The sequence below is a fragment of the Bordetella ansorpii genome, assembly GCF_900078315.1.
GTDB lineage: Bacteria > Pseudomonadota > Gammaproteobacteria > Burkholderiales > Burkholderiaceae_B > Bordetella > Bordetella ansorpii.
Genome location: NZ_FKBS01000029.1, coordinates 890265 through 913450, shown reverse-complemented (window position 1 = coordinate 913450; position 23186 = coordinate 890265). Strand labels below are relative to the sequence as shown.

37 protein-coding genes are annotated in these 23186 nt (G+C 64.2%); 12 read left to right on the top strand and 25 right to left on the bottom strand.

The features are described from left to right. Window positions 1–19 precede the first annotated feature (19 nt). From A7W11_RS25930 to A7W11_RS25830, 21 genes are all read right to left on the bottom strand, one after another. Window positions 20–1201: a tyrosine-type recombinase/integrase gene (locus A7W11_RS25930; RefSeq protein WP_066420984.1), complete on the bottom strand. Its 1182-nt coding sequence runs from the start codon at window positions 1199–1201 to the stop codon at window positions 20–22. Between the two features lie 201 nt (window positions 1202–1402). Further along, window positions 1403–1648 (bottom strand): hypothetical protein, encoded by a 246-nt coding sequence (locus A7W11_RS25925; RefSeq protein ID WP_066420982.1) that lies wholly within the window; start codon window positions 1646–1648, stop codon window positions 1403–1405. After that, window positions 1641–2333, bottom strand: a complete 693-nt coding sequence (locus A7W11_RS25920; RefSeq protein WP_066420980.1) for a hypothetical protein — start codon at window positions 2331–2333, stop codon at window positions 1641–1643. The genes A7W11_RS25925 and A7W11_RS25920 overlap by 8 nt, the downstream gene beginning before the upstream one ends. Further along, window positions 2330–2899 (bottom strand): hypothetical protein, encoded by a 570-nt coding sequence (locus tag A7W11_RS25915; protein ID WP_066420978.1) that lies wholly within the window; start codon window positions 2897–2899, stop codon window positions 2330–2332. The genes A7W11_RS25920 and A7W11_RS25915 overlap by 4 nt, the downstream gene beginning before the upstream one ends. Continuing rightward, window positions 2892–3155 carry a hypothetical protein gene (locus A7W11_RS25910; RefSeq protein ID WP_066420976.1) on the bottom strand — a complete coding sequence of 88 codons (264 nt, stop codon included), beginning with the start codon at window positions 3153–3155 and terminating at the stop codon, window positions 2892–2894. Before A7W11_RS25910 ends, A7W11_RS25915 begins: the two co-directional genes overlap by 8 nt. 3 nt (window positions 3156–3158) lie before the next feature. Then, window positions 3159–3455 (bottom strand): hypothetical protein, encoded by a 297-nt coding sequence (locus tag A7W11_RS25905; protein WP_066420973.1) that lies wholly within the window; start codon window positions 3453–3455, stop codon window positions 3159–3161. After that, a complete protein-coding gene (locus tag A7W11_RS28630; RefSeq protein WP_218188632.1) occupies window positions 3452–5167 on the bottom strand; it encodes a hypothetical protein in 1716 nt (571 codons plus the stop codon). Before A7W11_RS28630 ends, A7W11_RS25905 begins: the two co-directional genes overlap by 4 nt. Beyond that, entirely contained in the window at window positions 5164–5559 is a 396-nt protein-coding gene (locus tag A7W11_RS25895) for a hypothetical protein (RefSeq protein ID WP_066420972.1), read from the bottom strand. The genes A7W11_RS28630 and A7W11_RS25895 overlap by 4 nt, the downstream gene beginning before the upstream one ends. Next, window positions 5559–5855 carry a hypothetical protein gene (locus A7W11_RS25890; protein ID WP_066420971.1) on the bottom strand — a complete coding sequence of 99 codons (297 nt, stop codon included), beginning with the start codon at window positions 5853–5855 and terminating at the stop codon, window positions 5559–5561. Before A7W11_RS25890 ends, A7W11_RS25895 begins: the two co-directional genes overlap by 1 nt. Beyond that, the gene (locus A7W11_RS25885; RefSeq protein ID WP_066420970.1) at window positions 5852–7903 is read right to left on the bottom strand and encodes a DNA cytosine methyltransferase; all 2052 of its coding nucleotides are present in this window, start codon (window positions 7901–7903) and stop codon (window positions 5852–5854) included. Before A7W11_RS25885 ends, A7W11_RS25890 begins: the two co-directional genes overlap by 4 nt. After that, window positions 7897–8328: a hypothetical protein gene (locus A7W11_RS25880; protein WP_066420969.1), complete on the bottom strand. Its 432-nt coding sequence runs from the start codon at window positions 8326–8328 to the stop codon at window positions 7897–7899. The genes A7W11_RS25885 and A7W11_RS25880 overlap by 7 nt, the downstream gene beginning before the upstream one ends. After that, a complete protein-coding gene (locus A7W11_RS28625) occupies window positions 8325–9491 on the bottom strand; it encodes a dATP/dGTP pyrophosphohydrolase domain-containing protein (protein ID WP_066420967.1) in 1167 nt (388 codons plus the stop codon). Before A7W11_RS28625 ends, A7W11_RS25880 begins: the two co-directional genes overlap by 4 nt. Before the next feature lie 7 nt (window positions 9492–9498). Then, window positions 9499–10197: a deoxynucleotide monophosphate kinase family protein gene (locus A7W11_RS25870; RefSeq protein ID WP_066420965.1), complete on the bottom strand. Its 699-nt coding sequence runs from the start codon at window positions 10195–10197 to the stop codon at window positions 9499–9501. Next, the gene (locus tag A7W11_RS25865) at window positions 10194–11054 is read right to left on the bottom strand and encodes a DUF2303 family protein (protein ID WP_066420963.1); all 861 of its coding nucleotides are present in this window, start codon (window positions 11052–11054) and stop codon (window positions 10194–10196) included. The genes A7W11_RS25870 and A7W11_RS25865 overlap by 4 nt, the downstream gene beginning before the upstream one ends. Further along, the gene (locus tag A7W11_RS28325; RefSeq protein ID WP_162270312.1) at window positions 11051–11410 is read right to left on the bottom strand and encodes a hypothetical protein; all 360 of its coding nucleotides are present in this window, start codon (window positions 11408–11410) and stop codon (window positions 11051–11053) included. The genes A7W11_RS25865 and A7W11_RS28325 overlap by 4 nt, the downstream gene beginning before the upstream one ends. A gap of 30 nt (window positions 11411–11440) precedes the next feature. Next, window positions 11441–11665 carry a hypothetical protein gene (locus A7W11_RS25855; protein WP_066420958.1) on the bottom strand — a complete coding sequence of 75 codons (225 nt, stop codon included), beginning with the start codon at window positions 11663–11665 and terminating at the stop codon, window positions 11441–11443. A 3-nt stretch (window positions 11666–11668) separates the two neighbouring features. Beyond that, window positions 11669–11950 carry a hypothetical protein gene (locus A7W11_RS25850; protein ID WP_066420956.1) on the bottom strand — a complete coding sequence of 94 codons (282 nt, stop codon included), beginning with the start codon at window positions 11948–11950 and terminating at the stop codon, window positions 11669–11671. Then, entirely contained in the window at window positions 11947–12273 is a 327-nt protein-coding gene (locus tag A7W11_RS25845) for a hypothetical protein (protein ID WP_066420953.1), read from the bottom strand. The genes A7W11_RS25850 and A7W11_RS25845 overlap by 4 nt, the downstream gene beginning before the upstream one ends. 116 nt (window positions 12274–12389) lie before the next feature. Further along, window positions 12390–12968, bottom strand: a complete 579-nt coding sequence (locus A7W11_RS28620) for a hypothetical protein (RefSeq protein WP_218188631.1) — start codon at window positions 12966–12968, stop codon at window positions 12390–12392. Between the two features lie 903 nt (window positions 12969–13871). Next, on the bottom strand, window positions 13872–14276 hold the full coding sequence (locus tag A7W11_RS27740; RefSeq protein WP_082887485.1) for a helix-turn-helix domain-containing protein: 405 nt from the start codon (window positions 14274–14276) through the stop codon (window positions 13872–13874). 418 nt (window positions 14277–14694) lie between these two features. Next, window positions 14695–15072, bottom strand: a complete 378-nt coding sequence (locus tag A7W11_RS25830) for a hypothetical protein (protein ID WP_066420946.1) — start codon at window positions 15070–15072, stop codon at window positions 14695–14697. A 336-nt stretch (window positions 15073–15408) separates the two neighbouring features. On the opposite strand from A7W11_RS25830, the gene A7W11_RS25825 reads away from it, so the two are divergent. Genes A7W11_RS25825 through A7W11_RS25805 form a run of 5 tightly spaced genes read left to right on the top strand, consistent with a single transcriptional unit; the run spans window position 15409 to window position 16942 of the window. Beyond that, window positions 15409–15804, top strand: coding sequence for a hypothetical protein (locus tag A7W11_RS25825; RefSeq protein ID WP_066420944.1), 396 nt, complete (start codon window positions 15409–15411; stop codon window positions 15802–15804). Next, a complete protein-coding gene (locus tag A7W11_RS25820) occupies window positions 15801–15995 on the top strand; it encodes a hypothetical protein (RefSeq protein ID WP_066420942.1) in 195 nt (64 codons plus the stop codon). Before A7W11_RS25825 ends, A7W11_RS25820 begins: the two co-directional genes overlap by 4 nt. Window positions 15996–16005: 10 nt before the next feature. Further along, window positions 16006–16227 (top strand): hypothetical protein, encoded by a 222-nt coding sequence (locus A7W11_RS25815; protein WP_066420939.1) that lies wholly within the window; start codon window positions 16006–16008, stop codon window positions 16225–16227. Window positions 16228–16229: 2 nt separating this feature from the next. Beyond that, on the top strand, window positions 16230–16538 hold the full coding sequence (locus A7W11_RS25810) for a hypothetical protein (RefSeq protein ID WP_066420937.1): 309 nt from the start codon (window positions 16230–16232) through the stop codon (window positions 16536–16538). Next, the gene (locus A7W11_RS25805) at window positions 16535–16942 is read left to right on the top strand and encodes a hypothetical protein (RefSeq protein WP_066420935.1); all 408 of its coding nucleotides are present in this window, start codon (window positions 16535–16537) and stop codon (window positions 16940–16942) included. The genes A7W11_RS25810 and A7W11_RS25805 overlap by 4 nt, the downstream gene beginning before the upstream one ends. Window positions 16943–16998: 56 nt before the next feature. Here the strand turns inward: A7W11_RS25805 and A7W11_RS25800 are convergent, their stop codons facing one another. Further along, entirely contained in the window at window positions 16999–17181 is a 183-nt protein-coding gene (locus A7W11_RS25800) for a hypothetical protein (RefSeq protein ID WP_066420933.1), read from the bottom strand. Here A7W11_RS25800 and A7W11_RS28205 point away from each other — a divergent pair. Next, complete coding sequence (locus A7W11_RS28205; protein WP_156523235.1) at window positions 17180–17446, top strand: hypothetical protein; 267 nt, start codon at window positions 17180–17182, stop codon at window positions 17444–17446. The genes A7W11_RS25800 and A7W11_RS28205 overlap by 2 nt on opposite strands. Before the next feature lie 10 nt (window positions 17447–17456). Here the strand turns inward: A7W11_RS28205 and A7W11_RS25795 are convergent, their stop codons facing one another. From A7W11_RS25795 to A7W11_RS25785, 3 genes are read right to left on the bottom strand one after another with little or no spacing between them, the layout of a single operon-like run. Then, the gene (locus A7W11_RS25795) at window positions 17457–18032 is read right to left on the bottom strand and encodes a hypothetical protein (protein ID WP_066420926.1); all 576 of its coding nucleotides are present in this window, start codon (window positions 18030–18032) and stop codon (window positions 17457–17459) included. Between the two features lie 42 nt (window positions 18033–18074). Continuing rightward, window positions 18075–18317, bottom strand: a complete 243-nt coding sequence (locus A7W11_RS25790; RefSeq protein ID WP_066420923.1) for a hypothetical protein — start codon at window positions 18315–18317, stop codon at window positions 18075–18077. A 60-nt stretch (window positions 18318–18377) separates the two neighbouring features. Next, window positions 18378–18605 carry a hypothetical protein gene (locus A7W11_RS25785; RefSeq protein ID WP_066420920.1) on the bottom strand — a complete coding sequence of 76 codons (228 nt, stop codon included), beginning with the start codon at window positions 18603–18605 and terminating at the stop codon, window positions 18378–18380. Window positions 18606–18766: 161 nt separating this feature from the next. Here A7W11_RS25785 and A7W11_RS27730 point away from each other — a divergent pair, with 161 nt between their 5' ends. From A7W11_RS27730 to A7W11_RS25760, 6 genes are all read left to right on the top strand, one after another. After that, on the top strand, window positions 18767–19642 hold the full coding sequence (locus tag A7W11_RS27730) for a DNA adenine methylase (RefSeq protein WP_328587238.1): 876 nt from the start codon (window positions 18767–18769) through the stop codon (window positions 19640–19642). Further along, window positions 19642–20061: a hypothetical protein gene (locus A7W11_RS25780; RefSeq protein ID WP_082887483.1), complete on the top strand. Its 420-nt coding sequence runs from the start codon at window positions 19642–19644 to the stop codon at window positions 20059–20061. The genes A7W11_RS27730 and A7W11_RS25780 overlap by 1 nt, the downstream gene beginning before the upstream one ends. Then, window positions 20054–20755, top strand: coding sequence for a hypothetical protein (locus A7W11_RS25775; protein ID WP_066420909.1), 702 nt, complete (start codon window positions 20054–20056; stop codon window positions 20753–20755). Before A7W11_RS25780 ends, A7W11_RS25775 begins: the two co-directional genes overlap by 8 nt. 356 nt (window positions 20756–21111) lie before the next feature. After that, the gene (locus A7W11_RS25770) at window positions 21112–21504 is read left to right on the top strand and encodes a hypothetical protein (RefSeq protein ID WP_066420904.1); all 393 of its coding nucleotides are present in this window, start codon (window positions 21112–21114) and stop codon (window positions 21502–21504) included. A gap of 356 nt (window positions 21505–21860) precedes the next feature. Further along, a complete protein-coding gene (locus tag A7W11_RS25765) occupies window positions 21861–22652 on the top strand; it encodes a hypothetical protein (RefSeq protein ID WP_066420901.1) in 792 nt (263 codons plus the stop codon). Window positions 22653–22654: 2 nt separating this feature from the next. Then, window positions 22655–23185 (top strand): terminase small subunit, encoded by a 531-nt coding sequence (locus tag A7W11_RS25760; protein WP_066420895.1) that lies wholly within the window; start codon window positions 22655–22657, stop codon window positions 23183–23185. The last annotated feature ends 1 nt before the right edge of the window (window position 23186 follow it).

The following is a 23186-nucleotide window of genomic DNA, read 5'->3' as shown; positions in this document are numbered from 1 at the left end:
GGTCTAACGGTTGCCCCCGTTAGGCCGCTTTTCTTTGTGCGGGGGACTCGTGGGGGACCGCCGCCTGGATCTGCATACTGCGGACCAGGGCGTGCAGGTTCAACGATTCCCCAGCAATGCTGGGTTTTGCGATCAGTTCCAATGCATCGTAGAGCTCGCCCAGCTGGGCGACGGCATAGTGCGACGTCATGCCGTTTCCCTTCGAATGCCACAGGATTTCGTCCTGTGTTCGCTCACTTACACCGGCCTCGCGCAGGCGCATCCCCACGGTATGCCGTAGGTCATGCACGTGTAGGTCCCCCAGCCCGGCCTTGGTCCGTGCCTTCTGCCAGGCCGTGTTGTTCATCGAGTTGACGGGGCGGTGTTTCGGGTTTTTTACTGATCTGGAGTAGGTGAATACCCGCTCCGGATGCAGCCCCCGTTGACTGTCCACAACCGATTGCGCGACTGAGTTGCAAACGACGATGCGTTCCCGCTTGCGGCCCTTCACGTAGCGCCGGGGTACCACGAAGACTGAGACGGCCAAACCTGGCCGCAAAATGACCCTGGCCTCCCAATCCCAGCGCAGTTGGCACAACGGTTCTTCGCGCAGCCCCGTATTCAGGTCGAAAAGCGCCATCCGGCAAAGATGACCAGGCAACCTCGGCATTAGCTGTAGACGCTGTTCGTCCCACGATATAGGGCGAGGCGGGCGCGCATCGGTAACCTCCAGCTTCGTGAGCTTCGGGGCGACTTCCAGCCATGTCATGTTGTTCGGCCACCGCCATTCGCCAGCCGCTCGGTTGCAGATGGTTTGGACAATTCCGATTGCTTCGTTGATGGTGTTCGATTTGAGGCCTGCCGCGCGTCGCAGATCCACGAACGGTTTTAGGGTCGCATCGTTCACTTCATCCAGGTATAAAGAGCCGCACAACTCCACGACAGGCTCAAGCAGGTATTTGTCAGTTTCCCAGCTCGGCTTGTCGACTTTCAGGTCTAGATGGTTCGCAGCCGCCTCGTCGAGTGTCACCCTTGGCCTGGTCCCGGCCTGGGTGCCCCTCGCGATCGCTGCTTTCCGGTCGATCAGGTAGCTTTCCGCGTCTGCGAGCCGCGTGAAACCGCGTCGGCGAATGCGCTCCTTCCGGTACCAGGCATCGACCTCGTACGTTCCGTCCTTGCAGGTGTAGACGCCCTGTGTGCGCGTTTTTGTTGAACTTCCCATGGAATTTCCTTATCCGCGGGCTGCTCAACTCCCGCCGCGAGTTTATATCGGTCCCAGGCTTCGTCGATATCAGTCCGCTCGTACACGACCGATGTGCCGGCGCGAACGCCTTTCCCAGTGAGTAGGGGGGCCAGCTTGGTTTCAAAGAAGCGACGGCGGACGCCGAGGTACTGCTGCGCCTCCTGCGTGCTATAGCAGCGCTTATCCATCGCATCCTCCCTCCTCCTGCTGGCGAGCGCGAAGGTCGGGCAGCAACTGCATTGGCGCGAACGTGTCTTGCTTGCCGCTGTCCAGTTGCAGCACGACCTCATAGCCGCCAGCGTGCCTCAGAGCGATGATGGCTATGACCTGGCCGAATTGGCCGGCGCGGCGGTCTCCGGGCCCGACGAGGTATCGCGGCCCGTTCTCGACGATCTCACATCGAACAAAGCGAGAGAGGTCAATCATGGCTTCTCCTCCTGGGGCGCTGCCCGTCGGTTCGCTTGAACTCGACCGCCCACACCCAGGGGTTGGCTTGCCACGACTCAGCGCCGTTGATCGATTCCCACAACTCGCGGAATGCCCGGATAGCTGGCGGCCGGTCAGCGCCGGCGCAGTACCCGATCTTGTGGCACTCCTCCACAATGACGCCCTCGGCGCGTGCGTCGGCCTCGCTGATGGTCTGCAGTCGCGCCACGCGCACGCCGGTAATCTCCAGCATGATGCGGCAGGCCCAGCGCGGCATGTGAATGGCAGGGCGCAGCTTGCCGGGTACCGTCACTATCGGCAGCGTGTCGAACCCATGCCATGCGCCCGCGCGTGCGCCGTCGGCCTCGAACTGCGTAGGTGCCCACGGCGTGCGATAGCCGGCATCAAGTGCCGTCTCGCCCACGGCGTTTGGGGCCAGGCCGTCCAGGCTTGCGGCGAAGCGGTACGACTCGCGGACCCATAGACGGTCGCCGGGTTGGCCATAGGGGCATGAGCGTTCAATGACGTGCTGCGGCTCGCGCTCCAGCACCAGGGCGCCAGGCGAATACACGTTGCCCAGGTCGGGGTGCCGCACGTCCTTGGCGATCCGCCGCGTCTGCGTCTTCGTGCCGGCCAGCAGGGCGCGAACCATCGGGCCGCTGAACAGAATAGGGCGCTCTTTCATGCATCCCCCTTGGCGCGCTGGGCGTCGGCCTTGATCGTCAGCTGTTTGGTGCCGTTCCGATAGCCGTTCCAGTGATCCAGTCGATATCCGTCCGGCAGCAACAGGCGCATGCTTTCGTTCCACCACACCACTTTCCAGCCGTCACCGTTCACGGGCTCGCGCACCGCGCCTGCGACCTGGCGCTGGGCACCTGCGGGTAGCGGCGACCATTCGGTGCAGTGATAGTCCGCCACCAGGACCGAGCCGTTGTAGTGGACGACGTTGGCGCACGTGCCGTCCTCGTAGTGCTTGACCATCCCGGCCACCGGAGCCTCGCGCGGCCCCAGTAGGATGCGCAAGCCGGCCGGCGCTGTCTCGATGGGCTGCCACTGCTGCCGCTCCTCCCTATCAGCGAGGACGGCGGCGCGCACCTGGTCGGCGGTGTACATGGCAACCGGGCCGGATGCCAGCGGCACCACGTCGACTACCGCCTGAGCCTCAGCCGGGCTGTAATAGACCCCGTACAGGGCGGCGCCGTGGAAAACGGCATGCCAGTCACTTTCTGGCAGCTTGATGTCTTCAGGCATGGGATGTCTCCGGTGTGTCGAACAGCTGTCGCTGCGGGGACGCTTCGCTCGCGATGCGCGCCTGAATCTCGCGTTCGATTCCGTTGGCCGTTTCTTCGTAGAGCGCAGCGTTGTGGCTGGCAGTCGTCGTGCTGCCACAGCAGAGGCCGTGCTCGATGCGGAATCGTTCGTGGGCGGCGGCGGTGCGCCAACCGATGACTGCCTGCTGCATCTGCTCGATGCTGGCCGGCGGGTGAGGGATCAGATAGTTGCTCATGGCTCACCCCTCCCGCCCGGCGGCCACGTCGCACAGTTCAACCTGCGCAGACCACCACTTGGAGGTCTTCCCCGACGCACTGTTTCGGACAACGACCCGTGAGCCGTCCGCATCCCATCCCGTGACCACGCCGTAGAACTCGCCGCGATGGTGGAATACGTGGACATCAGCGTCCAGCGGGTATGACTGTTTCAGCGTATCTAGCAGCGCCCGTTTGGCGGCGTACACCGCATCGCCCGCCTGTTCAACGGCAACGCTGTAGCCAGGGGCGAAACCGGGGCCTTGGTATCTCCTGTTCATGGCTGCACCTCCCGCCCGGTGGACATGGCGGCGCGGTCCAGGCGCTCGATCTCGGCCAGACCCATCGCTACGGCCATGACGAGTTCCTTGCGGCGCGGCTGGTTGTGCTCGGCGTGCCAGCCTTCGGGCACGATGGCGCGGCCCCAGGTATCGCCGTACCCCGTTTCCGTGGCCGGCCACTGGCGTGCGGCGGGCGGCATCATGTAGAGCGTGGCCAGGGCCGCGATCTCGTCGTTGACGTGCTCGTCATCGTGGGCGGCGTCGTAGCCGATCTCGACCTGGTGCTGGCGCTCGGCCAGCACATCGCGCGCGGCCTGCGTCAGCGCATCCCCAGCGGCGGCCGGTGCCTGGGGCAGCGGCGAGTGCCGAGGCTTCGCTGCCTGCTTGGCGCGGATCTTGGCGACCGTCTCCGGCACGCTGATGCGGGCCAGCTCGCGTTCGCCGGCCTCGTACATATCCAGACCATTCGCCAAGCAGAGCGCGGCCAGCGTCACCATCACGCCGCCGGTTTCCTGGGCTGGCTCGCCTACCGGACGGCCAAAAACGTAATCGACCAGTTGATGCGCCTCAGTGGCCGTGCAGCCGCACGCCTGCACCAGCTCCAGCGCTTCCTCCAAGAAGCGGTGATTGCGCTCCTCACGGTCGGCTGAGATCTCGGCGCCGAAGCACTCCATCATCCAGGGCTGCACGCGGGCCTGGAAGGAGGCCGGTGCCTGGGCGGCGCGAACCTGCCATGCGGCCCATGCGGCGTTGGTGCGTGCGCTGGCGTAGTCGTTGGTGCCGGGGCTCCAGGTCAGGCCGCCGACAATCAGCCACGTCTCGGACTGAGTCCTGGCCCAAGCCTCAAATTCCGCCCGCTCGTCCTGCGGTGCCTGGGCACCCGGTCCTGCCACATGCTTGCGCCACACCGTCGCTGCTGCGAACAGGTCGCTCTGCGCCTGCGATCCGGCCGGCTGATCGTCCGCCATGCTGTCCAGGCGATCGGCGATCGTCGCACCCAGGTAGACGGGCTGCGGTGCCTGGGCGGTAACGGGGGCAACGGGGGTAACGTGGAGCGCCGTGGACAATGCCTTGAATTCATCCAGTAGCGGGGCGTTCAGTTTGATGAGGCCGATTCCCCTGCGGTACTTCGCTCGATACGCGGCCATGAGGGATTCAGCCGCAGCCCGCACCGGCTCCGCGCTCGCGGCAGGCTGCGCCGCCAGTACAGCCTGCGTATCGGCGACCAAGTGGCGAGCGAGTCGCTGCCCGGTGCCGAAATCCAGCCAGCGGCGCAGCAGATTGGAATGATCGGCGGCAGGCTGCGCACCGTAGCGGGAAAGGGCAGCAATGGCGGCATCCAACGCGGCGGCTCTGAGCGCGCTCACTGGCCCATGGCCAGGGTTGTAGCTCTCGCGCAGGATCTTCAGTGCAACGATATGACCGTCGCTCGGCTCAGCCTTCTGCGCCGCTGCCGGGGAGACGAATACGTCCGGCTCCCGGCCGATCTGCTCACGCAATCGCTTGACCTGGGCGCCGCCTCGGCTGAACGCCCGGATGCGTTCGCCGTCGTCGGACCACCAGACGTACAGGCTCGGTACCGCCTGCCCGCTGGCCTGGGCCTGGAGGGCGTCGTTCAGCCATGCATACAGGTCGCGCGATTCGACGCAGTCGCCCGCGCCCAGCAGGCGCTGTACAGATTCCGGCAATGCCGGCTTGTTCTCGTTCGTCATTTCTGTTGGTCTCCAGTGCTCTTCTGCTCGCTCGCGGTTGCTGCGGTCCACTCGTACGGCATCGTGTCAGTGCGGGTGACGGCGCCAGTCTTGTAAAGCGCCCGAAGTGCGCCGGCTACCTCTGATGCCTGGCCGCGCGCATTGTCTGCGACAAAGAAGCTAGTGCTTAAGAGGGCGCGGATATCGACGATCTTCCTGGCGCCGTGTTGGCGAAGAACCGACAGCACGCCCTCCCGCAGCTCGGCCTGGGCGGCTGGCACGCTGATCGTGCTTCCATCCAGGCGCTGAACGAGCGGTGGCGGCCGGCGGCTGATGCGCCGAGCAACCGGCGCGGCCTTCGCTGCCCCGCTGGGGGAAATAGCCTGCGCGGCCATCCATGCGATAGCGTCCATCAATGCATCTCCTTTCGTGCGTCGGGCCTGAGATAGATGAACTGGATGCCGCTGTCGGTGGCTTGCAGTTCGGCGCGGCCGCGCAACTGCAGCCAGTCGAATGCCTCCAGGATCTCCGGGGCGGCCTCCATGAGTTCGGTGACGTGCGAGTTCACGACGTTGACCAGGCCGATTGGTCCGCCATGCGCCACCAGTTCGCTTGCGGCGCCCTCCGTGGCCCCGTACCCCAGCAACAGTTCGACCATGGCCTCGTCGGCGATCCTGAATGCGCGTGCGGTCAAATCTTGATCCGTCATGCCGCTTTCCTCAGGAGCAATTCCCGCGGCGCGTTGGCGGCGATCAGGGCGATGGCTGGGGGAGGGCTGACGCTGTTGCCCACCATGTGCACCTGCTGTGACTTGGTGAACGCGCGCCCGTCGTGACCGTGGGTGATCGTGTAACCCTTGGGGAAGCCCTGCAGGTCGTAGAGTTCGGCCGGCGTCAGCATGCGCAGGCGGATATCCACGATCACGTAAGGTGTGCCCTGGATGTGGACAGTGACCAACGCTAGGCGGTCGCGGGTGGTGAGCGTGCTGGCGGGCTCGCGGAGGTCGCCCCATTGGCCGCCCTCGCCGTAGTAGCGCATCAGGAACGCGGCCACGCGCAGGGCGCCGGCCTCGTCCTCGGGCGCCAGGTCGTACTCGACCAGGCCGTACCTTGCTGCGCCGGCGAGGATCGTCTGCGCGGGATCGCGCGGATCTGAGCCCGTGACGTTCTGGCTCATGGCGGTCAGATGGGCGGCCACAAGGCCGTGGTGTTGGCCGCCTGCCGAGATCCCGGCCACCGGCCCATCAGCCTCGGTGCCGGTACTGTGGCGGCGCAGCGTGCTCACGTGCGCGGTGATCAGTTGCTGCTGGCTGCCGGTGTTGGTGATGGTCGACGCGGAGCGGCGCAGATCGTGCGCGGGCGTGGCGTTGTAGCCGCCGTTCGCCTGCACCATGAACGCGGTGGCCGCGGCGAACGTGGCGCTGCCTGCCGCGAACGTTCCTGCCGGTTCCTGGGCGCTGCGTGCCCCCGTGCCCCATCGCTTCGCGCCTCCCGGTTTGCCTTCGCCATGGGATGCTTGAACAAGGCAGCCTGACGCCAGCGCGTGCTTGATGCCGCCTGCGGTGACGGTGCCTAGCGGTTGCTGCAGGTTCAGTGACCGCGGGGCTTGCCCTTCGCGCTCGCCATAGCCAGCCTGCACCAGGACGGGCGCCGACAGCATGAACTCGCCGCGGTGAGCGGCAGTGATCGTCCTGGCGGGCTCTCGGGGGTCATAGGCGCGATCTGCGCCATGGTGCGTGGCGGGCACCAGAGCAGGCGACACCACCGCATGCGCACCGCCGCGAGGCTTCGCCGTGATGGTGCTGATGGGCTGGCTTGCAGCATGGGACCCGTCGCGACTCCAATTGGCGATGGGCACGATGAACGGGGCTGCGCTGTTCAGGACGTATCGATCCATGCCGCGCGCGATGCGGCGCATCGTGGCGTCCGCCAGTTCCTTCTTGCGGCCGAAGATCGAGTTGCCTTCAATGCTCCAGTCGATACCGTCGGCGGCCGGGCGCCACCCGCGCTGGCCCTTCGTGGGCTTCTTGTGGTGCGTAGCCTGCGGCCAGACGATGGGCAGGCCGTCGCGGCGGGCCATCATGAACAGGCGGGTGCGGGTGGTGCCCGCGCCGAAGTCTGCCGCGTTCAGTTCGCGCCATTCGACCGTGTAGCCCTGGCTCCGCAGAATGGCAACCAGCCTGTCCCAGTGGCGGCCCAGGCCTTTCGGGTCGGGCACGAGGTACTGGTTCTGCACCGGCACGCGCTCGCCGGGATCGGCCACGCGATGCACCATCTTCTGGGTATTCGGATCCATCACCATGTCCAGCGTGACAACGCGGCCGGTGGCCGGGTCTCGCTTGGCGATCAGACGGCCCCACTTCAGGATCTGGACGACGTTCTCCAGGCTGATGATGTCCGGCCGCACGGTGCCGGACCAGCGCACGGTCACCCAGGCCAGGGCTCGCACGTTCGCGTCGCGTGGCTGGCCGCCCTTAGCCTGGCTGTGATCGGTGCAGTCCGGCGATAGATGCAACCAGCCGACAGGGATGCCCCCAGTCGCCTGGCGCGGGCACACTTCGCGCACGTCAGCGATCAGGTGCTTCGCCTGCGGGTGATTCACCTCGTGCATGCTCAAGGCGTTCGGATTGTGGTTGATGGCGATGTGGACGTGCTGGCCGGTGGCCTGCTCGTACGCCGTCGACCAACCGCCACCGCCAGCGAAGATATCCACCACCAGCTTGGCGGCGATGCTCAGGACGAGTTGCGGGGTCAGCATGCCAGCGCCTCCGCTTCCTGCTCCGTCATGTACTCCAGCTGCCGCATCGCCACGTAGAGATCGGATGCGTTCAGCTTGCCCAGCAGGCCGTCGATGGTGTTGATCGCCGCGCGGATGATTGCGCTCTCGTCAGCCGTCGGCGACTCGCCTGCGGCCACGCGGTCCATGACCGCGATCAGCGCACCGGCGCCCAGGTTGATCGTCGAGGCCTCGGCCGTGTGGCGGCGGTCATTCTTCAGCGCCAGTCCTACCGTGTTGAACAGGCCGGCCAGGTTGTTGAAGGCGTCGGTGGTCGGCTGGGTGTCCAGGCTGCGCAGCGACGTGTGTAGCACCATGGCCAGCTCATCACGCAGGGGCGCGGTGATCGGGATTCGCTTGAGCATGGCCGACTGGCGGCGTGCGCGGCGGTGGTGGCCCTTTCTCATGGCTGCACCTCGGGCATTTCGTTTTCGCGGATGTGTTCGATGGGCGTGCCATCTGGCACGGACCGCCAGTCGGGCCACACCCGCGTCTTGTTGATCCCGAGCTTCGCCACGAGCGCGTCAGCCACCTGTTCGGGCGTGCGGCCACCCGCCGATCGCAGGGCGCCATCCAGGCCCAGCAGCACGAGGTCAATCCATGCCTCGGTGCTGTCCGGACTGGTCTCGGCGTCCCAGAGTTCCTTGCGAAGATGGGCGATCAGACTGGCGGCACGGGGGCCGGGCCCGAACGTGGCCAGCGAGAATGCCTGCTGTGCGGACAGGAGGGCGATCAGGCTAGACGTGCTGCTGTCGGCGACGGGCGCCGACGTGGCGGCTTGTTTCGCCTCTGGCGGCTGGCCGGCCGTGGGTGCTTCTTTCTTGGGCGTGCGCTGCTCAGACTTCTGCGCCTTCGCCATGTGTTTCGGCGTGGCCCGTGTCTTGCCTTCGCTCTTCGCCTTGGCAATCCCGTCGGCCAGAACTGCGCCAGCGTTCGCCCCGTGCGTTTTCAGAACCTTGCGTGCCGTGGTCGCTGCGACCAAGCCGTTGCGAATCGGATCTCGCACGTCGGCCGGGGCTGCGATCAGGTCCAGCAGGTCGCGGACGTACCCGACGTCCAGGTCCAGACGCTTGGCCACTTCCGCCTCGTCGCGCCCGCCCTGGATCAGCCGCTTGCATAGCGCGGCCAGTTCCAGCGGCTGCAGCGGCGAGCCGGTGTTGCTCTTGTAGAGCCCGACATTCATGTCTTCGAGGTTGGTGCCGCGCGGGTGGATGGCCATCGGCAGCTTGTTGTCCCCGTCGTAGCCTTCGGAGACCGCCAAATCGTATCCATCCAGGCGGGTATGCCCGTCGGTCACGCAGATCTCTTCGGTGCCGTCCTCGCGCTTGCGCACGAAGCCGGACATGGGCTTGTGCGGATAGAAGCCTTCGGCCTTGATGGAGTTGGCGATCGTCCGGACGTTCGCCTTGTAAAGCTCGCTGTCCTTGTCTCGGACGTTGAACCCGGGCATGACCACGATCCGATCGCGCGGCACTTTCCAGCCGTCGGCGGACTTCGCGCCAGCCGCCGCCATTGCTGCCTTGACGTTGCCGTTCATCATCGGCAGGGAGAATTCGATACTGATCGCCATATGCGCCTCAGTTGGGTTGAGTTGCGGGCTGGCTTTCCGCCGCGCCCAGGAAATGCTCGTGGCTGGCCCGCAGTACCTTCGCGGTCAGATAGGTGGTGTGAGCGGCGCCGGCCAGGTCCGTCAGGCTGCCCTCGTTGCAGATCTCGCGGTCCGGCAGAATCAGCTCGACTTCGCGTTCGCTGTCGTGCGTCGCCGGCACGCTGTCCGTGCTGCTGCGGCGGACCCGCCAGATCTCGCCGCCCAGCTGGTGGAGGTACGCGGCCTCGACGAGGTGCCGAAGATCCGTGAACACCACCCGGCGCCAGCCATGCCGGATGGCCTGCTCATACGTCTCGTGGGCCTGACGCACCCAGTAGTCGTCGCCGAAGTGGCTGCGGCGGAACTCCGTGGCCCACAGGCGCATGGCCAGGCGCGGGCTCAGCGACGTGTCGCCCGAGTAGCCGAGGGCCCGTGCCAGGTCTATGAAGAGCGGCTCGTTGCAGCGGCTGACGCGCAGCTCGTTCGTCGGCGTCTCCTTGTGGGTGCGTTCGATGAACAGGCGGATGTCGACGCCGAAGGAGTGCGCCAGTTCGACGCGCACCGCGTCCGCGAACGCGATGCGGGCGAAGCCGTGCGTGTGTGTCAGTACGTCCGCGCAGGTGTCCTTGCCGGCGCCAGCGCGTCCGGCAAGGCCCACCGGCATGAAGGGGCCGGTGGTGGGCATCATTTCGCGATCGACCCGAACACGAGCGGCACGCCGGTTTCCTTGGTGGCCTGCTCCGCCATCGCGTCGACCGCGGCGTCGATCACCAGATCCGGACGCACCAGGTCGTACCAGATCGTCAGCTTGCCCTCGCGCACGCGATAGCGCAGACGGGCGTCCAGCTGGTACGCCAAGCCGCGCCAGAAGGCCGGGATGCCCAGGGTGAAGCGGTCGAATGCTTCCATGCGCGCCGCCGTTTCGGCGTTGTCGTTCTCGACGTACTCGATGGACACGCCGCCGCTTTGGACCCGCGTGCTGGCGCGAATCTTCTTGTCCTGCGTGATTTCCATGTTGATGGCCATCTGCAACATCATTGCGCCGGTGGGATGGCCTTCGACGTCTGCGATGTCCTTCAGGTTGTCGTCGATGAACTCGGCGAACGCGGCCTGTCCCAGGGCTTGGCTGTTGTTCTTGCTCCAGAGCAGCCATTCGTGGCTCGGGCGCGGGGCGAGCACGGCCGAGAAGTCCTGCCATCCGGCGAAGTCGCCGGACATGTCCACACCCTGCAGGTGGTCGTTGAAGACCGCCGTCAGCACCAGCGGCTGCGCGGCATTGTCGCGGCTCACGACCGCATAGATCACCGTCTGCGGCGTCTTGTGGAAGTTCACGTACTCGCAGAAGGATTCCAGTGTCTGCGTGACCACCTTGCCGCGCTTGCGGGAAGGCGTCTGCTGGAGGGGCAGCAGCTTCTCGTCGGTTTCCAGCGTGTAGCCGCTGGGCACTGCGATCAGGTTGTGCTTGCCCATCTCCAGGATCGGAAACGGCTTGCGTGCGATCGCCTCGACGGACTCGGCGATGTTGGGCTGTTGCGGGTGGTTCATTGGGCTTGTGCTCCAGCCACCAGACGCACGGCGTTGGCAGCGGTGGGAAGGGCGTCCGGCTTCTGCAGGTCGAGCGCACCCTGGCGCCCATCGCTGGAGATCAGGTTGCCCTCGGGGGTGGAGAAGAGCAGCGTGGTGGACTGCTGCTCTTCGGGGATCTTCGCGGTGACCTTGTCGATCAGCTCCAGGGCGCCGCTGCGGCTGAGCTTCTTCACGGTGATTTGCACCGTGAGGGTGCCGGGCTTGCCAGTGGATTCCACGGCCTTCACGATTTCGGCAAGCCGCGCGGCGGCCACGTCGGCGCATTCGCCGCCGCGCAGGCGGTCCAACGTCTGGGAGAACGGTGCGAGAGACATCGTCGATTTCCTATAGGGAGGGGAGGGGGATCAGCTGTCGCCGGCCGCGCGTGCGCGCCAGTCGGCCTTGCCAACGAACCGCCGGAGGCGGTCGGTTTCAGCGGTTTGATGCTTGCGGGCCAGCGCTTCGGCGCCGTTGATCAGGCACTTGCGCAGCGTCGGGTCCTTCAGGGCCGTATCCAGATCGACCTTGCAGCGGGACTCGTGCAGAACCTGCTCAAGCTGGGCGCGGGTGGGTTCGATCCGGTCGGTCATGGGTTACCTCGACGAGGTCAGCAGCACCAACGATTCAGGGATAACGTCCAGGGCGACCTGGCCGTGCGGGGTCTGGTATGCGCAGGCGTAGCGACCGGACTGTGGTTGCGCCCATAGCTCGCTGTTCTTGCCGCAGGCGCGGGCCAGCATGGTCATGCGCTTCTCGTCGTCGACGTGAAACAGGCGGTCGTCATTCCGGGTGACAATCTGGGCCCAGGCGAACAGCCCGGCCACGATCAAGACCAGGCAGCTGCATGCGGCTGCCATTGCAATGGCCCGCTTCATGACCATGCCTCCAAGACCACTTCCCGCGAGCGGCGGGCCAGGAATCTGATCTCGTTGATCGCAGCTTGCAGCTGCAGCGCTGCGTCGCCGTCCGGTTGCAAGAAGTTGACGAGCAACTGAGTCGCGCGCAAACGCTCCAGCTCCGGCTCGTACTCCGCGTAGTGAACGGCTTCGCCTGCAAGTCGGCGGCGGAGGGCGATGTGCCGCATCGAGCGCAGTGAGCTTTGCGCGAGAAGCCCGGCATAGCCAGTTGCGTTGTCAACGCGGCGGGCGAGGTCGTGTGCAGCCATGGCAATCTCGGATGTTGTCGGAACGGGCTTCATGCTCGAACTCCGGTAGGGATGTGGTGGATGCGTCGCCCCTCAGGCGAAGGCGTTTCAGCGCGGGCCCTTCGCCGTGCTTGCGCGCGCTGGACGTCCTCGCCTCAGGGGTGATGCGTTCAGGCTTCGAGGGGCGGATTGGGCGGCGGGCTGCCGCTGCTGGAGCTGGTGCTCGCGGAATCGCCGGGCGTGCTTGGCGAGGTGGGGCGCGCAGTGATGCAGACCGTGACGGGGCCGTAGCGCTTGTGCCCGGTCAGCTGCCCGTCCAACGCGTTCTGCTCGGCCCGGGTCATGTTGGTCCACTTGCTGATCGCATGCTGATCGGCGCCCCACATGAGGCCGATGGGCAGGCCGCCTTCCATGCGGCCCATGGCGACGTCGTTCTCGCGGCACCATGCCTCGGCCTTGCGGAAGGCTTCGAAGTCGCCTGCGCCCTCGAAGGTCAGATGGTGCGCGCCGGGGCTGGTGACGGGCGTGCAATGCAGGATGGCGACGCAGCCGCTTTTGCCTTCCAGCCACACCACGGCCGTGTGGCCGCTCAGCACCTCTGCGGGCGTCTTGGTCTTGAAGGTCCGGACTGGGTCGCCGATGACTTCGGCGTACTCGACTGAGTCGCCCACGTTGACCTGGGCATTCCAGCGGTCAACTTGGGCCTGAGGGTTGGGCCGCTTGGCGCGGGCCCGGTTAAGCATAGACATGTTCAATCTCCCAGCGCCGGCGCGGTGCTCAGGCAACGCGTACCGACAGGGCTAATTAAACATGGTGTTTATTTATAAGTCAACATGGTGTTTATTTTAGCGTGGCTTTTCGGCCGAAGCGGCCCGCCCAGCGTTCCGGCGCAAAAAAAGCCGCCCATGGGCGGCTTGTTTGGAGATTGGTCTCAGTCTGCTCGACTGGTTCAGAGTTGACTTGCTCCCTCAGTGGCCTTCTGGCGCGACTTCTTCGCGACTTCTTGCCAATAGGGCCGGTCGCTTATGCGAGCTTCGGATGTGTCGACTCTGTCGCTGCGCTTCTCGACGACAATTCTGACTTTCGGCCCGAGCCATTCGGCGGTGTGATTGTCGTACGAGGCTCCGGCCCTACTCTGGACCGTGCTGGACTCGACGCTGTGGGGTGGGCCGTACCTTGAGGTGAACGCCTCTAGAAGCCGAGAATAATTGTCACTTGAAGTGGTCAGGACGAACGAGACGGGAGTCCCTTTGTCCATCATGATGTTTGTGTTGTAACCGAACCCCAACTGAGGCATGTTGTGAAGCTCGCCATAGCTATCTCGACTGAGTCCGCCATAGCAGAGACCAAGTCCGGCCAACTGTTCATAGGCAACGCCGCCGAACCTGGATCGGGGGCAATCACGGATCGTCGCCGGCAGTGGTTGCCCGAATTTGATTCCGACGAACCCATCAGGCTCCTGTTTCCAAGGTGCCTTGGAATTACGTTCCTTTGTTGCTGCTGCTGATGTAGTCGACGGGATTGTTAGAACGGCAACTGCGCACACTGTCAAAGCGCCGGCTACTCCTCTAAGCCATGCTGGCTTCATATCGGTTCCCTAACTGATGTATCGGCCTTCGGACCAAACCAACTTAGGCCACTTCGGCCTGGATTTAGGCGGCTGCACCGCCGCTTTTGACTGCGCCAACTCTTGCTTCGGCGGTTTCGATCGCTGATTCCAGCTTTCCTTCGACGAAGGATCGTTCAAGTGGGTCAAGCCGTAGCACTCGCCGAATATCGACCCTGTGGAAGGGCCAGAGCGAATCCGATGGGGCGGCGCCGCCTACAAACATAGGCCCCTTTCCGGTAGCAACCCACGTTGCATTGACGTCATAAGAAAACTGCGCTTGAAGCATTGCTTCCTTCGACGGTCCGCGCGATTCCCAGTTATTTACGTTCTGGGGAGCGACGTTCAGCAATTCAGCGAGTTCGCGTTGATCGGCCGTCCCGCTTAAGCGCTTAGCTGCTCGGGCGGCCTCGTAAAGGCGTGCCATCTGTACATGCATGGGTTTCATCATTGAATTGTTGCCAAGGTCAACGCCCTGTTGATACACGCCATGTTGATTTTTAAATAAACACGGTGTTTAATTGCGGCATGAACACAGCCGATCTTGGTCTTCGTCATCCCGATGCTGACGTCATCGACCGCCTTGGTGGACCGACAAAGGTGGCCAGCCTCATGGGAATTCTTTCCAGGCCGGGAGCTGTCCAGCGCGTCAGCAACTGGAAAAATCGTGGGATTCCGTCTCGCGTGCGTCTGGGCTTTCCTGAGCTGTTCGGGCGGCCAACTGGTGCGGATCAGACAAGTGCTCGGGAGGAGGCCAGTCATGCGTGACGTGATTGATCGTCTGAAGGCAATACGCCCGTCTTGCGGGGTTATTCGCAAGCCGTATAGGCGCGGCAAAGGATCGCGCGTCTTCGGTCGTTCCCAAACGCTTACCGCACTTCGGGGATTTTTGATTTGCGTCGAGGCCTCGCAGTGGAAAGAGCCGCCTGAGCTCGCTCTGCTGCGCGAATCCGTAAGAGCAACGTCTGCTCGTCTGGATGCAGCATTGTTTGCAGACCAAGGTGCATCCCATGGAGAACCAAGCGTGCCGCGCTGTCTATGCTCGGTCCTAGACCTGAATCCACCTGGAGTTCGTGGAGGATGAGTTGCTTGAATTTTTCCACCTGTTCGCTCTCGTCCTTGATCAGGGCTCCCAGGATTTGCCCAGCTACAAACCCGGCGGCCTGCTTCGAGTTGTTGATGCAGTCGTTGAAGAAATGCGAGTTCTTCAACAGATCGTCGAACTGCTGCTGTGCTGTCTTTTCCATGCTCGGCTCCTCGAATCGGAAGGCTGGTAGGGGTGAGAGCCGCCAGTTTACGAGGCTGGAGTTGGGCGCCCCATTCCGGGCGTTGCGTCGTGTTCATGCAAAGAATTCTGCGGCACGGCAATGCTGTTAGTGATGCTGTTAGTTAATTGTTTTTTTCTAAGCGGAGAAGTCTCCGGACATGGCTTGGAAGACGTTTTTTAAACGCTTTTCCCCGATTTTCTCGCGGTCATTGTTTCCCATAGGAACGATTTGGTCGGAGCATCGTGGTAACTGGGGCGTTGATGCTGTTAGTGACGCTGTTAGTCGATAGATTTTCCCTAAGGCGAGAAATAGAAAATGCAGCCCAATCAGGCCCTTGATGTGCGCCCGACTCCGGTATTCGCCCCTGTGCCGCGACGGCTTGTCAGCAGCGCACAGATCGCTGCGTGTGCCACCTATCGAGAGGTGGTGCGCCTCGCCTGGCGCTGCCGTGCGCGGCCGGGCCTGACCCAGGCAATGCTGGCTGCGGCGTGCGACCTGCATGCGCAGCACGTCAGCAGCTATCTGCACGAGGATGAGATGTTTCCTAACGGCTCGCGCCGCCTGGAACTGCCCCCATCGCGTATCGCCGCTTTCGAGCAGGTCGTTGGCAATCACGCTGTCACCCAGTGGCTGGTGCGCCAGGCGTGCCTGACCCTGGTCGAGCAGATGCTGGCTGAGCGCAGCGTTCCTGACGTGAGGCAGGCTGCATGACCACCGGCGAGGCATACGCCTACGCGGGGCGGGTCAAGGCTGAACTGGAAGGGCAGTGCGGTGGTGCATCGCGGGAAGTGCTCCTGCAGGCGCTGCTGAAGCGTACCCAGTCGGACGAGAAATTCTTGGAGGCGTGCTTGATCATGAGCTACGCCGAGATCGACAAGCAGCAACGGGCCGAACGGCACTGAGGGGAACAGAATGGATGCCGTAACGGCCGTCACTCACATTTGGGGCGGGGACCGCGTGCGTCTGCCGTCCGGCAAGACCGGCAAGGTGGTGCGCTGGCGCACCCAGTGCAACGCCGACATCCAGCGGCCCGATGAGCGCGTGGCCATCGTTGCGTATGACGATGGCGGCACGGCGGACCTGAGCGAGCGACTGATGCGCCGCGCGGTCAAGCTCGAATCGGCGGAGGCGTAGCCATGCCGCGCGGACTGGGACCGATAGGGCAGGCCATCGTGGCCGCGGTGCGTGACGGCGGCCCGATGATCGTGCGAGATCTCGCGGCGCTGGTGTGCGAGCCGAAGGCGGACGATGGTGGGCAGGCAGGTGCTGGAGGGCGGTCGTACACGCTGCGCGACGTGGAGCGCACCTGCTCGCGACTGGCAGCCCGAGGCGTTCTGCGCGTGGCTGAGCATGTACGCCGAGCGCATGCGCGCCGGCCGCTGGCGCTCTATGCCTATGCCGGCGCTGGGCCGTCCTTCGTCGATGTGTCGGCGGTGTGGCGATGACGCGCGACCTGTTCGGGACCGTGCCCGGCGCCATGGCGGTGCGCCGTGAATCAGGCCAGGCCGTCGCGGTGATGACCGATCAAGAGCGCGCCGAGCCTGTGAAGGCGCAGTTGCCGAGCATCACGACGTTCTATCGGGCCGGCGGTCGGTCGTTCACGCGGGAAGAGCTGTTGCGGATGTCAGGCTGGCACGAGCAGTGCCGCCAGGATCCGCAGGGGCACTACGCCGTCATGTTCACCGTTGAGGGTGACCGGTACAGCACGGCGTTGATCAAGCTGGTGGTAGAGGATGGCGGCATGCCGGCTGGATGGCGGCATGGGGAGATTGCGCAGGTGTGGATTGAGCGGCCTTCGCAACAGCCCGCTGCAAATGCCGGGCATGCAGCCCGATCAGAGAATCGTTGATGCGTACGGCCAGGATGTCGCCGCCCATGTGCCCGCTCATCGCAAGGCTTCCATTGTCAAGTGCGCGCGGGGAGGGCGACTCGCGCCCTGATCTCTGCTTTGCTGCTGTCGTCGAATTCAAGCGAGTCAATCTGAACGCGCAACTCAGTGCCGGTCAGCTCGCTCAGCGCTTTCGCGATCGCGTTTTCAATTGCCGCCGTCGAGTGTCCCTTCAACTTCGAGCCCAGTCGGATTTCCATGGATAAGCCTTATTTTGATGTCTCACGCCCGGCAGCGTTGCTGAGTGCGGCGGGTGAAATTTTTGGCCGCCCGTTGAGTGGCGATGCGGTCATAGCATACTTCGTTGCAGTGGGTTGCACCGATGAGGTCGCCCTGTGTAAGGCATTGGATGCCGCACTTCGCCAGGAGAGCGAATTTCCTGTTCCGGCGCGCCTACGTCAGCTTCTGTCGGCACTCGATCAATTGGGGTCTGATGTGTCAGGGGCGACAAGTGCTGCAGTTTGATCAACTCCGATCAGAGGGGCACTCGGCGGGATTTGCGAGAATCCAGGTATGCGGCGGTGTGCATGCTCACGACGCCCCAGGCGCGGTTGGCGATCGCTTGGTGTTGGTCGATGGTCTTGGCTTGAATCTGCCACAACGCGTCGAATCGAATGTCGTTCACTGCACTTCGGAGTCCGCCGGCAATCGCCTGCATGGCTTCAACGGAAGCTCGCAGCAACGCCAGCGCATCAAGCAGCCGCGCGTCGTTGATTGCTTTCAGGTCAATCGCATCAAGCGCCCGCGCCGCACCATTCAGGCGCGCGACCAGCGCAAGATTCATCAGCGCGTCGCGAGCGGTGCCAGGAAGCTCGGCTGCGGTCCCTGGCACGTCCTTGATCGCCTCATAGGCGTTCAGTGCCAGGCGATGCACGGTCTCTTTGTGCTCGTACTTCTCGTTCCAGGCGCGCTCCTCGGCAGCCTCGCGTTCGTGGCGTCGGCTTCGGGCGGCGTGCCAGAAGCCGACGACGATAGCCAGAATTGCGCCGGCGGCTTGGACCCATGCGGCAACGCCGGGGTGGCCTTCAATCCAGGAAAGAAGTTCGCTCATTACGATTCGGCTGCCGCCCGATTTGGAAGCGGCGTTGTTCGATTACAGCTTCGCTGGGAAATGCGCTCGTTCCAGGCGCAGTGGCATGCCGGTGATGTGCGGACCTGGCCTAGTTCGTGCTGCCGCTTCGATCAGGTGGAAGTTCGCAGCGGCGATCGCGTGATAGTCCGCTTTGCTGTGCAGGTCATCGCTGTCAGCGAGATGATCAAGCACTCGCGTGGAAACCTCGCAGACGACAGCGGTGCCGTCTATATAAACCATCACTTCGACGTAGGCAGGGCGCATATCGAACTCCGTTGGATGCAGCGATCGTACTCGATGCTCAACGGATGTGTCAGCTTGCGTCTAGTGCCTTGTCATTGCTGTGAATCGGCACCATTCCAGGCTTATGGCGGTCAAGGCTCCCTCCAGATCGGCGGCCCGTTCAAGCTCGGTCTCGGTGAGGTTGATCCGGCTGTTCAGGTAGGTGGAAAGGTTGTCGCTTGCGAGTGCAAAGTCTCGGCTGAAGCGCCTCAGGCGCTCCACTCGTTGTTGACTGGTCATACTGATTACTGTGGATTGATTTTTCTCCATAAAAGGCTTTCTCCTGTAAAAGTTGGAATATGTCGAACCATTCGACGCCGCCATGGTAAAGCGAAAATTTTCTGTATAAAAGAGGCGGGAATATCATTTTTTCAACCGAAGGTTTTCCGCATTAATTCTCACTTTTCAGTGCAGGAAAAGTCGGGGTGCGCATGGGCGTAATCCGACCGGTTATGCGATATCACGGCGGGAAGTTTCGGCTTGCCCCTTGGGTAATCCGGCATTTCCCCCCGCATCGTTGCTACGTGGAGCCGTACGGCGGTGCGGCCGGTGTGCTGGTTCAGAAAGATCGTGCGTATGCCGAGGTCTACAACGATCTGGATGGTGATGTCGTCAACCTGTTCCGAGTGCTGAGGTCGCCATCTGATCGTGCGCTACTCGTCGAGCAACTGACGTTGACACCATATGCACGCGACGAGTTCGAAGCGGCTTATGAAGTTGCCGAAGATCCGGTTGAACGCGCGCGGCGCACATTGATTCGAGCGGAAATGGGATTCGGATCTGCCGGCGCAACGAAGGGGGCCACTGGCTTTCGCGTCGACACCCGGCGCGTGTATGGGACGGCCCAAGACCTGTGGCGACGCCTGCCTGCAACGCTGTCTGCCGTTGGTGAGCGGTTGTCGGGCGTCATGATCGAGAATCGGCCAGCGCTGGACGTGATTCGCCAGCATGACGGGCCCGACGTCCTCTTCTATATCGATCCCCCATACATCCCCGAGGCACGACAGCCTGGGCGGTTCTATGCGCACGAGATGTCCAGAGAAGATCATCTCGCGCTGTTGGACCTTCTTACTGGGGGGGGGGCTCGCTGGCATGGTGATATTGAGCGGGTACCCAAGCGGGCTGTATCAGAACCATCTTGCCAGTTGGCAGATGAATACGACCACAGCCCGCATTGCCGCCGCTCGTGGCGCTGCCGTGCGGACGGAGTGCTTGTGGCTCAACCCGGCTTGCGCTGCGGCGCTGGATGGTGGCGGTCTCTTCCGGTTGGCTGGGCCGACCGATGCTGTATTGGAGGGCAGAACTGATGCAAAGTGATCTCTTCGGCGAGGGCTCATCAAGTGAGCCTGAACAGGCAGCCCCTGCCTTCGACGCCTTCTGGGCCGTGTGGCCGCGTCGCGTGGCGAAGCTGGAGGCCCAGAAGGCCTGGAAGAGCCTCAACGCCGCAAAGCAGCGTGCCGCGTTGGCCGCGGCACCATTGCATGCCCAAGCGTGGGCGGCTTCGCGCCGCGACAAAGGGCTGATCCCTCATGCCGCTACCTGGCTGCGCGGGGAGCGATGGGAAGACGATATCGAGCACGTGTCGCCGCCATCGCGCGGCCTGGTGGCCGCTGGGCAGCGATTTGCGCCTGGCCAGTCGGCCGGCCAGGACACCGAAGTTCGCCAGCGCGTAAATGACGACGCGCGGCGAATGCTCTTTGGCCGCGGGGCGACCGTCAATGGGTGAGGCCGACTTCGACGCCTTTGCCGAGTTGCTGGACGATATCGCGGAGCTGCGTCAGCTGCCTGTGCTGAGCGCCAGAGCGAAGGCCTTGTTCTTCCGTGCTGTTGCGCACTTCCCTTTGTCGGTCGTCCAGCGTGCCATCGAGGCGTACCTGGTCGACCCTGAGGAAGGGCGCTACCGCACGATGCCGCAACCCGCGCACGTGCTGTCCCAGATTCAGCGGGCGGCAGAGCGCGACGGACGGCCCGAGGCAGACGAGGCGTGGGCGATCGCGTTGTGCGCCCAGGACGAGGATGCGTCCGTCGTCTGGACCGATGAAATGGCACGGGCCTTTGCAGTCGCGCGGGGCGTCTTCGCCAGCGGCGACGAGGTCGGTGCCCGTGTGGCCTTCCGGGCCGCATACAACCGCGCCGTGCATGCGGCAAGGCATGCGTGCCAACCCATGCGATGGCTGCTGTCGCCTGGCCGTAATCCGACGATGCGCGATGACGCGATGCGGACGGCAGTCATGGAAGGAAAGCTCAAGGCCAGCGATATCGCCGGCCTACTGGCGTCGCCGCAGCCTGGCGACCCAGAGACCCCCGCAATCGACCACCAAGCGCTGCGCAAGCTGCGGGCCATGGTGTCGGGCACCTACATCAGCGCGGAAGCGCTGCAGCTCGCCGAACAGGCGGATACGAGGCAGGCCATGACGTAATCCTCTGCGGGCTCCCCACGCTACTGCAACTGGGCCTGAATGGGCTGGCAGGGAGGAGTACACCGAGGCACCGATGCCTCGACACAACCGGTACTGGGGGCGTGCTGCGGCACGCCTAGGGGGGCAGTTCCCCAAAAATCCAGCGGGCGGCCGAATCCACGCGCCCGGGGGGTGCGCTCGCCTGCGCACTGGCGTGGATCCGCGAATGCGGGCTGGTATTCCTCCCTGCTCCAGGGCAATGCGCCGCTGGGGTAGGGGGGGCCTTTGGCTGGTGAACCAGGGTTGTTTAGGACGTAGGGCGATGCATGCAACCCAATTTCGTCCAGCGAATGCTGGCGGCGATGGAGGAATAGGCGATGAGCGAGAAGGGGCGGGATCAGGTGGTCCAGCGACGGCTGGACGCGTGGGGCGAATGGCTGCACGCGCCAGGGCGGACGGGTGCCGCGCATCCGCTCGCGAGGCTGATGGATGGGGTGGCGCCTGGGGATGACGACTGCAGACCTGCGCCGAGCGCGCGCATCCCCATCAATGAGATCGAGTGCGGGCTGACTGACCGGGCTGTGCGTGCGTTGCCAACCGAACTGAAGGCGGCGGTGACCGTATGGCATGCGGGAACGGCCCGCACCATGGAGCACGCTGCACGCGAGCTGGGCGTGGTGAAGACTACGCTCTGGCGGCGCCTGGCGCAAGCCGACCTGCGCATTGCGGAATGGCTGCGCGAGTACCGTGCGCGCAACACGCCCCTGTAACATTTGGAATTATGAGAGGTAAACCGGATTGGGCAGAATCCGGTACATTCCTGCGGAGCTTGCGACGAAACGCGACGATGAAGGGCCCGACGACCACGCCGGGCCCTGTTCTTTTACGTCGTCCTGCTGGCTGCTCGCGTCATCGATGACTGAGTCGGCGATGCGGGCGCGGGGCCGGGCGGGTTGGTCGGGGCCTGTCGCCCCTTCGCGCAGATGAGATCGAATCTCATTTGCGGCCAGCCAGGGCCGGGGGCCCCTGGGAAAGCCCTCCAGCAAGGGTAATTCGAACCCCGCAAACTCCGCAGTCACAGGTCATTCCCTAGGGGGTTATGCCATGGGGAAGGGGAGGTGCGCCGATGTTCAAGGCTGGCAGATTGGTGGGGGTGGCTGCGGTGCGCGACGAGTTCGGGTCAGCCGCACGGCAGTTGCCGTATGCGACGGCGCTGGCTCTGAACGAGACCGCGAACGCGGCCAGTGCGGCGATCAAGGCAGCGATGCCTCAGGTGTTCGACCGGCCCACGCCCTACGCCGTGAATGCGGTACAGGTGTTGCGCGCTTCGCGTGAGAATCTCTCAGCAACGGTGAGGTTCCGCGACTCGGCAGGGAAGAACACGGCGGCGGACAAGTTTCTCGGGCCGCAAGTTCAAGGCGGCGCACGCGGCAGCAAGCGGTCGGAGAACGCTTTTCGTAGGGCCGGCCTGCTGGCCCCCGGGCAGTTCATCTATCCGGGCGCCGCAGCGGATCTTGACCAGTACGGCAACGTCTCGCGCGGCCAGGTCGTGCAACTGCTGTCGTATCTGCAACTGTTCGGCGAGCAGGGCTATCGGGCCAATGCGACGGCACGGTCGCGCAAGGCGCGCGAGAAGCGCGGTAAGACCGCTGAAGGCTACCGGACGATCAACGGCGTGGCGTACGTTGTGTCGCGCGGCCGGGGCATGTGGTACGGACGGCAGCAGCATCTGCCAGCGGGCGTGTGGGCCAAGCGAGGTACGCATGGGGCCGATGTCCGGCCTGTGTGGCTGTTCGGCAAGGCGCCGTCATATCGCCCGCGGCTGGACTTCTACGGCATCGCCGACCGAGTGCAGAACGAGCAGTTCTCCACCAACATGGACGCGGCGCTGGCGAAAGCCATGTCGACCGCGAGATAGGCATGGATCTTTCACAGCCGGTTACCCAGGCCGCATTCGGCTCGCTGGTCGGCATCTCGCAGCCCGCCGTCAGCGATCTGCTGTCGCGCGGGGTGCTGACGCAAGACGAGCCGGCTGCTGTCTGGCTGGTGGAGTACTGCACGCATCTGCGAGAGGTGGCGGCAGGGCGGCAGGGCGATGACGGCGGCCTTGACCTGGTCAGCGAACGTGCGCGGTTGGCCGCGGCGCAGGCGGATAAGTTCGAGATGGCCAACGCCGTGACGCGAAAGGAGCTGGCGCCGGTGGCTTTGATCGAGCAGGTGCTGAGCAAGGCGGGATCCAGAGTGGCGGCGATCCTGGACGCGATCCCTGGCAACTGCAAGCGATTGCAGCCCGAGCTGGGGGCAGCGGCCATGCACAGCATACGGAAAGAAATTGCACGGGCGCGTAACTGCGCTGCAGCAGTGTCGCTGGATGACCTGGTTGAGGAGGAAGTGCCGGGCGACGAAACAGAGGGTATGGCCTCCGATGGGGAGGCGCTGATGGAGGGTTGAG